This is a genomic window from Oleiphilus sp. HI0132 (assembly GCF_001635845.1).
Genome location: NZ_LWGJ01001758.1, coordinates 1 through 7570, shown reverse-complemented (window position 1 = coordinate 7570; position 7570 = coordinate 1). Strand labels below are relative to the sequence as shown.

The 7570-nt window shown below is 45.3% G+C and carries 8 protein-coding genes; all 8 read left to right on the top strand.

The window, feature by feature from the left end; translation table 11 throughout:
- The coding region (locus A3766_RS26860) for a protein phosphatase CheZ (RefSeq protein ID WP_197479776.1) at positions 1 to 270 on the top strand (270 nt) is incomplete at its 5' end.
- A 13-nt stretch (positions 271 to 283) separates the two neighbouring features.
- Positions 284 to 2527 (top strand): chemotaxis protein CheA, encoded by a 2244-nt coding sequence (locus tag A3766_RS26855; protein WP_068511932.1) that lies wholly within the window; start codon positions 284 to 286, stop codon positions 2525 to 2527.
- 75 nt (positions 2528 to 2602) lie between these two features.
- A complete protein-coding gene (locus A3766_RS26850) occupies positions 2603 to 3778 on the top strand; it encodes a chemotaxis response regulator protein-glutamate methylesterase (RefSeq protein ID WP_068513746.1) in 1176 nt (391 codons plus the stop codon).
- The gene (locus A3766_RS26845) at positions 3778 to 4518 is read left to right on the top strand and encodes a flagellar motor protein (protein ID WP_068513742.1); all 741 of its coding nucleotides are present in this window, start codon (positions 3778 to 3780) and stop codon (positions 4516 to 4518) included. Before A3766_RS26850 ends, A3766_RS26845 begins: the two co-directional genes overlap by 1 nt.
- A gap of 19 nt (positions 4519 to 4537) precedes the next feature.
- Positions 4538 to 5335 carry a flagellar motor protein MotD gene (gene motD / locus A3766_RS26840; RefSeq protein ID WP_068513739.1) on the top strand — a complete coding sequence of 266 codons (798 nt, stop codon included), beginning with the start codon at positions 4538 to 4540 and terminating at the stop codon, positions 5333 to 5335.
- Positions 5336 to 5590: 255 nt separating this feature from the next.
- Positions 5591 to 6373 carry a ParA family protein gene (locus tag A3766_RS26835; RefSeq protein WP_068513736.1) on the top strand — a complete coding sequence of 261 codons (783 nt, stop codon included), beginning with the start codon at positions 5591 to 5593 and terminating at the stop codon, positions 6371 to 6373.
- Between the two features lie 48 nt (positions 6374 to 6421).
- Positions 6422 to 7066, top strand: a complete 645-nt coding sequence (locus A3766_RS26830) for a hypothetical protein (RefSeq protein WP_068513734.1) — start codon at positions 6422 to 6424, stop codon at positions 7064 to 7066.
- The coding region (locus A3766_RS26825; protein ID WP_156509175.1) for a hypothetical protein at positions 7063 to 7570 on the top strand (508 nt) is incomplete at its 3' end. The genes A3766_RS26830 and A3766_RS26825, both read left to right, overlap by 4 nt.

Genomic DNA, 7570 nt, shown 5'->3' with positions numbered 1-7570 from the left:
ACGCAAATACTGTTAGCGCAGTCTTTCCAAGACTTAACTGGTCAAGTGATTCAACGAGTCACCGGATTGGTTAAAGATGTTGAAGAGAATCTTGTTAATTTGGTCAGAATGGCCGGTAAGGTTGACCAGATTACAGGAACAGTCCACGAAGTAGAAAAACAAGAAACAGGCATTGAGGGTGAAGGTCCACAACTCCATGCAGAGCAACGCGAAGACGTTGTTTCTGGCCAGGATGATGTGGATGATTTGCTGTCCAGTCTAGGATTTTAAAGGGGCGTAGAAGATGGGGTTTGAAGCGGATGATGAGATACTTCAGGACTTTCTTGTAGAGTCTGGAGAGATACTCGAGCTTCTTTCAGAGCAACTGGTTGATCTAGAGCAAAATCCAGACGATAAAGATTTGCTAAACGCAATTTTTAGAGGGTTTCACACTGTAAAGGGTGGAGCAGGCTTTTTACAGTTGGATGCACTGGTCAAGTGTTGTCATATTGCAGAAAACGTGTTCGATATTCTGCGAAATGGTAAGCGAAGTCTTGATGCTGACTTAATGGATGTCGTTTTACGTGCGTTAGACTCTGTAAACGAAATGTTCAGTGAAGTCAGAGATGGCCAAGATCCAACCCCAGCTGACCCACAGCTTTTAAGTGAGTTAGAACGTTTTGCGAAACCTGCTGATGCTGCGCCTGCTGCTGAACCTGCAGCTGTTGAACCAACACCGGAGCCGGTTGCTGCAGAAGCCTCTGCTGAAGAGGCTGATATTACTGATGATGAGTTTGAACAGCTCTTGGATGCATTAGATGATGATGCGGGTAAAGGGAGTGCACCAGCGGCATCCGAACAAGAATCTGACGAAATTACCGATGACGAATTCGAAAACTTGTTAGATGAGCTACACGGTTCCGGTGCTCCTGTTGGTGTCAGCGAAAGTGCTGGTGCCTCAGCTTCACCAGACAGCTCCTCGGCGGATTTGTTTTTTGAAGAACCGGCTGCGGGTGGCGACACGAACAGCTCGCCAGAGTCGGGTGATATAAGCGAAGAAGAATTTGAAAAACTATTGGATGACTTGCATGGTGAAGGTCAGTTCAATAGCGAAGGTATTGCTGCAGGTGATGCCACGTCTGAAGCGTCAGCTACTCCTGCTGGCGGTGATGGAGAGTTGATTACCGATAATGAGTTCGAAAAGCTACTGGATGAACTTCATGGAGCAGGCGGGTCGCCAACGACCAAGGCTGCTGCCAGTTCTGCGCCGGCTCCAGAGCCCACACCAAAGCCAGCGCCTGCACCGGCCCCAGCCTCAGCAGCTGCAGCTAAGCCAAAGCCGGCTGCAAAACCAGCTGCTAAAGCGGCATCGAAGAAGAATGAAACCATAGCGACAGAAACAACAGTTCGTGTTGATACAAAGCGCCTAGACGATATCATGAATATGGTGGGTGAATTGGTGCTTGTGCGTAACCGACTAAAACGTCTTGGCGATGCAAGCAGTGACGAGTCCATGCAGAAGGCTGTGTCCAACTTAGATGTCGTGACAGGTGATCTTCAGTCAGCGGTTATGCAAACTCGAATGCAGCCGATTAAGAAGGTCTTTGGACGTTTTCCCAGGGTTGTGCGAGATTTGGCTCGGAACCTTAAGAAAGAGGTTAACCTGGTTCTGGTTGGTGAAGATACTGACCTTGATAAGAACCTTGTTGAAGCGCTATCTGACCCCTTGGTTCACCTTGTACGAAACGCTGTAGACCACGGCATTGAAATGCCTGATGACCGTGTGACGAAAGGTAAGGAACGTATAGGGCAGGTGGTTCTGTCAGCACAGCAGGAAGGTGATCATATCATGCTAGCCATTGAAGATGATGGCGCAGGTATGGATGCTGAGGTTCTACGTCAAAAAGCTGTTGAAAAAGGCATTTACGACCAAGACGCTGCTGATCGCTTAAGCGATAGCGAATGTTATAACCTTATTTTTGCACCTGGCTTTTCGACTAAGCAGGAAATATCCGATATTTCCGGCCGTGGTGTGGGAATGGATGTTGTTAAGACAAAAATTACCCAGTTAAACGGTACGGTAAATATTGATTCTGAGTTAGGTAAAGGCTCGCGACTTTCAATTAAAGTACCCTTAACTTTGGCGATCATGCCTACCTTGATGGTTAAGCTTGGAAATCAGTCCTTTGCTTTTCCTCTGGTTAGTGTGGTTGAAATTTTCCACCTTGATTTGACCAAGACAAATGTTGTTGATGGACAGGAGTGTGTTGTTGTTCGTGATAATGTTTATCCCTTGTTTTACATCAAACGCTGGTTAGTGAATTCATACACTGAAGATACTGATTCTGCTCATGTGGTGATTGTCGCTGTGGGTAGTAAGCGCGTAGGCTTTATTGTGGATCAGTTGGTTGGCCAAGAAGAAGTCGTGATTAAACCACTTGGTGACATGCTACATGGCACAGCAGGCATGGCCGGCGCAACGATTACGGGTGATGGTCGTATCGCCTTGATACTAGATATTCCAAGTCTATTAGACCGCTACGCATAGGCTAAAAATCAGGATGCGCTGTCGCTATAGTACACGCTGCAATCTTTATCGCTACGGGGGCGCTTGTTAGATTCGATGAGTGTCACTGTATTAGTTGTAGATGATTCTGGCTTTTTTCGGAAACGGGTTTGTGAAATTCTAAGCTTGGTTTCTGAAATCAAGATCGTTGGTACTGCGTCAAACGGGCGTGAAGCAATTGAGCTCGTAAAGAAATTGTCCCCTGATGTGGTCACCATGGATTACGAGATGCCTGTTATGGATGGCGTTACAGCTATTCGCCATATCATGCAAGAATGTCCTACATCTATTCTAATGTTCTCATCTCTTACCTACGAAGGTGCTCGTGTAACGCTAGATGCGCTAGAAGCTGGAGCGGTCGATTTTTTACCAAAGAATTTTGAAGATATCGCTCGCGATGCAGGGAAAATGCAAGAGGTTCTGAAGAAAAGAATCCTGGCTATTGCAAAAAAGAGTGGAACTTCTCAAAGTGGCTCGGTTAGCAGCGCTAGCTCACTAAACCCCGAGGCTTCATCCAGTATACAAGCAAGTGAGAGTTCAAGTGTTTTAAAGCGTAGAGCAGTGAGCGGACGCCCAAGCACTACAAATAAAAGTGTGCCGTCACGCCCGGAAGTACAGAGTACTAATCGTGGTCAACGCGCCACGCACAGAGCCAAGAAGTTATCTCACCCGGTAGACCTTCTAGTCATCGGCGCTTCAACGGGTGGGCCGGTTGCCTTACAAAAAGTACTGTCAAAGCTACCGGCTAATCTGCCGGTTCCTGTACTGATTGTTCAGCACATGCCTGAGACCTTTACCCCTGCATTTGCAGAGCGCCTAAACAATTTATGTCAACTTACCGTTAAGCATGGAGTAGATGGGCAAACATTGCAGGCAGGAACAGCAATTTTAGCACCTGGAGCTAAGCAAATGATTGTCTCGGGTAAAGGTCGGTCTATCTCAATTTTGGAAGGTGATGCTAGGTTGACCTACAAACCTTCCGTCGACGTGACTTTCGGTTCAGCTTCGAAAGCGTTCCCCGGAAGAGTTTTGGGAATTGTTCTGACTGGTATGGGGGCCGATGGTAGAGAAGGTTGCCGCTTGCTTAAACAGTCTGGCTCCACGGTTTATACTCAGAACGAAAAAAGCTGCGTAATTTATGGAATGCCGATGGCAGTTGACAAGGCTGGTTACTCTGACGGCTCTTTTGATATTGACGCCATAGCAGATCACGTGATTGAAGGAGTGATGTAATGGATTTGCTGAGTATCTTAGGTGTTATCCTTGGCTTTGGTGCCATTTTAGGTGGTAACTACCTAGAGGGTGGCCATATTGATTCATTATTTAATGGCCCCGCTGCCTTAATAGTTATAGGCGGTACGTTTGCTGCGATATTGTTACAAACTCCTTTTCAGACATTAAAGCGAGGCATTGTCATGTTGCGCTGGGTGTTTATACCGCCTTATGTGTCGATTGATGACGGGATTGAAAAGGTTATTTCCTGGAGTATGCGAGCAAGAAAAGAGGGCTTGCTTGGGCTAGAGTCTTCAGTCGAGAAAGAAGATGAGCCTTTTGCTGGTAAAGGTCTTCAGCTGCTCGTTGATGGTGCTGAGCCTGAAGTGATTAGAAATGTACTTGAGTTGGATCTTATTTCTAAAGAGCGTCATGACCTTAGTTCAGCAAAGATCTATGACGGGATGGGGGGGTATTCTCCTACCATTGGTATCATTGGCGCAGTAATGGGTCTGATACATGTTATGAGTAACCTTGCTGACCCATCCTCTCTTGGCGCTGGTATCGCGACTGCCTTTGTAGCGACAATTTATGGCGTTGCATTTGCCAACCTGCTGTTTTTCCCAGTCGGTAGTAAGCTAAAGTCTGTGATTCAACGGCAATCCCAGTATAGAGAAATGCTTATCGAAGGCTTGGTGGCAATCTCAGAGGGAGAGAACCCTCGTTCAATCGAGCTAAAGCTACGCGGCTTTATCACTTAACTATCACTTGAGCTAAGCTATGCGCAGGCAATTAGAAGAAGAGCATGATAATCATGAGCGTTGGTTAGTATCATACGCTGACTTTATCACTTTGCTGTTTGCTTTCTTCGTTGTGATGTATTCAATTTCTTCGGTAAATGAAGGTAAATATAAAGTCCTTTCTGAGAGTTTGGAAGGGGTCTTTAACGCTCCCGCGAAAACCATAAAGCCAATTCAGGTTGGAGATATAAGTCCTCGCTCTACCTCTCCGGATTCACGTGAAATTTTTATCCAACCAATGATCGGTGAGTCATCACCACCCCCTGATCAACGAAAGAAAAAGAAGGAACCTAGCAAAGAAGACCTCCAACTCGAAATGATAGCAGGGGAGTTTGAAGATAACTTTGAAGACTTGATATTCGAGGAAAAGGTAAGCGTTCAGAAGAAAGACGATTGGATCGAGATCTCGTTGGATGATACGGTTGTTTTTCAAAGCGGCGGTGTGGAGCCTGTTGATGATGCTTTGCCAATTATTGAAAAAATTGCAGGTATTATGAACCAGCACGATAACGCTATGCTGGTAGAGGGGCATACTGATAATGTTCCTATTCGAAGCCCTGTATTCCCATCTAATTGGGAGCTCTCTGCAGCGCGAGCAGCCACAGTTGTTAGATACCTCGCACTGGAGGGGGTGTCGCCTTCTCGCATGGGCGCGATGGGTTACGGAGAGTTTCAACCTGCTGCTAGGAATGATACGGCAGCTGGAAAAAGCAAAAACCGCCGCGTTGTTCTATTAATTTCCAAAAGTCAGGATATTCGTCAGGGCTTAATGAAGTAAGTCTCGTAGCTCATTCATTTATAAAGAAATATTTTCTAAGTATTTACCTTTCAATACTGTGCCGATGGCACGATTTGTGCTCTGTACACTATTAAGATTATTAGTGACGTAAATTCGGCAACTTTATGCCATTTCCGTTGTTCATTTGTTCAAGCGATACAGAATTAGCAAGTATCCCTAGCAGGATATTCTAGCCAGCTAGGCTAAATGGTATGCTTGAGCAAAGCTAAAATATAATTTTTCAGAGGTGACGCGGTGAGAATCTGGGGTATTGCCAATCAGAAAGGCGGGGTCGGTAAAACGACTAGTGTAGTAACGCTAGGCGGGTTGTTGGCACAAGAAGGCAAAAGAGTGTTGGTTATGGATCTTGATCCGCATGGGTCTTTAACCAGTTATTTTGGTTACGACCCGGATACGATTGAGCAAAGTGCGTTCGACTTGTTTATGCATCAGGGTAAGGTTCCTGATGGTCTTCCTGAACAACTGATTACTGACACTTCTTGCCCGGGTCTGGATTTAATGCCTGCTTCAACGGCTTTAGCGACGCTTGAACGTAGAATGGTTGGCGTTGAAGGTATGGGGCTGATCATTTCGAAAACGCTGGCAATGTTGTGGGATCAATATGACTACGTCTTGATCGATAATTCGCCTTCATTGGGTGTACTAATGATCAACTCTCTTGCTGCGAGCCAGCAGCTCATCGTACCTTGTCAAACAGAGTTTCTTGCGATTAAAGGCTTGGAAAGAATGATGCATACTTTGGGTATGGTTATTCGGTCTCAGAAAAGCAATTTAAGACATCTTATTCTGCCTACCATGTTTGATCGTCGAACACAGGCTTCAACACAAAGCTTGCGTACCATCAAATCGACGTGGGGAGATGATGTCTGGAAGTATGCCGTTCCCGTTGATACGAAGTTCCGAGATGCAAGTATGAAAGGTCTGGTACCATCTATTTACGACGCTGATACTCACGGAGTGAGAGCTTATAAGAAGCTACTGCAGACGCTTAAAGAGCTGACAAGCAATAATGCCTAAGGCTTTATCAGGCTTTAAACTCATACGAGAGATTAATTACACTATCAAATGACTCAGGATAACACTGACAGCAGGACGCCTCACTCTAGCACGGAAGATTTGCTAAATGATTACCTGAGCGATATGTTTGGTAGCGACCCTGTGCCTGTTAGTAAGCCTAATGATAGCTCATGTTCTTCGGCAGAGCATACATCCGAAAACTATCTGAATGAGTCATCTGCTCAAATTTCTGAAAGCGCACACGTCAGTGAGCAAGAAAATATAAGTGCCGATTGTGAGTTTGCTGAAGAAGCCAATCTTACAAATGAAGGTCGGCAAAATCAGGGCGGATCTGTCACTTCACGTAAGCCAAGTCATGTTGATTCGGTAACTAGTGTTACCAGGGTGGCATCAGAGCCACAATGCGCTCAGCCAGTTCTTGGGATTTTGGGTGGTTCCACTGTTAAAACGACTGAAGCTATTTCGCCTGACCTATCTCTTATTCCGACAATTAAAATGGTAAGAGAAGACGATGATCAAAGTTTTCGGTCTCAGTGTGAGGCCCAGATAGTATTATTAACATTTCTCTATTACTTAAGAAAACCGCTTTCACCGCGAGTTCGGCAATGCTTCTTAGACTACTCTGAGCAAGCTATAGATGATTACTACGCTGCTTTTTGGTTAGCGGAGCAGTCTGTAGAGAGTGTGCGATGAGCTCTGAAGATATCGATAAGAAGCACTCTATTCATGGAGGGCGTGAATTCGATCAGGACGAGAATGTCAGCTCATCTGATGCTATGGATGAATACTTCTTTGATATGCTTGGCTCAGTTGCCGATCAGCAACCTTTAAAAGACTTAGATACAATACACAAAAACAAGCTTAGTGACGCGGAATTACACTCTCTAGACTCCGTGAATGTAATGCATACAAGGTCTAAAGAGCCACTTGAAGGCAGAGTAGGATCCAAGTTAAAGCCTAAGGTTATTGCAAAAGCAAATTTTGCAAAAGTGAAGCCGGCTAAGCCTCAATTTGCTGAGCCTGAAAGATCAAAAATTTCACCTCTGATTATACCTGCTGCATTTCCAAAGCTTGCGCCGGTTAAAACCAAGCCGAGTGTTAAAGAGTTATCTGAGCAGAACCTTAAAGTAAAGCAAAAGCTTGAAGTTAAGACCGAGCAAAAGACTGAACAAAAGCTTCAGACTAAGCTAGATAGAA

Excerpts from the sequence above, each read along its gene's own strand:
- A3766_RS26850 (WP_068513746.1), top strand. The coding sequence starts at position 2,603 with ATGAGTGTCACTGTATTAGTTGTAGATGATTCTGGCTTTTTTCGGAAA.
- A3766_RS26830 (WP_068513734.1), top strand. The coding sequence starts at position 6,422 with ATGACTCAGGATAACACTGACAGCAGGACGCCTCACTCTAGCACGGAA.
- motD (WP_068513739.1), top strand. The coding sequence starts at position 4,538 with ATGCGCAGGCAATTAGAAGAAGAGCATGATAATCATGAGCGTTGGTTA.
- A3766_RS26845 (WP_068513742.1), top strand. The coding sequence starts at position 3,778 with ATGGATTTGCTGAGTATCTTAGGTGTTATCCTTGGCTTTGGTGCCATT.
- A3766_RS26855 (WP_068511932.1), top strand. The coding sequence starts at position 284 with ATGGGGTTTGAAGCGGATGATGAGATACTTCAGGACTTTCTTGTAGAG.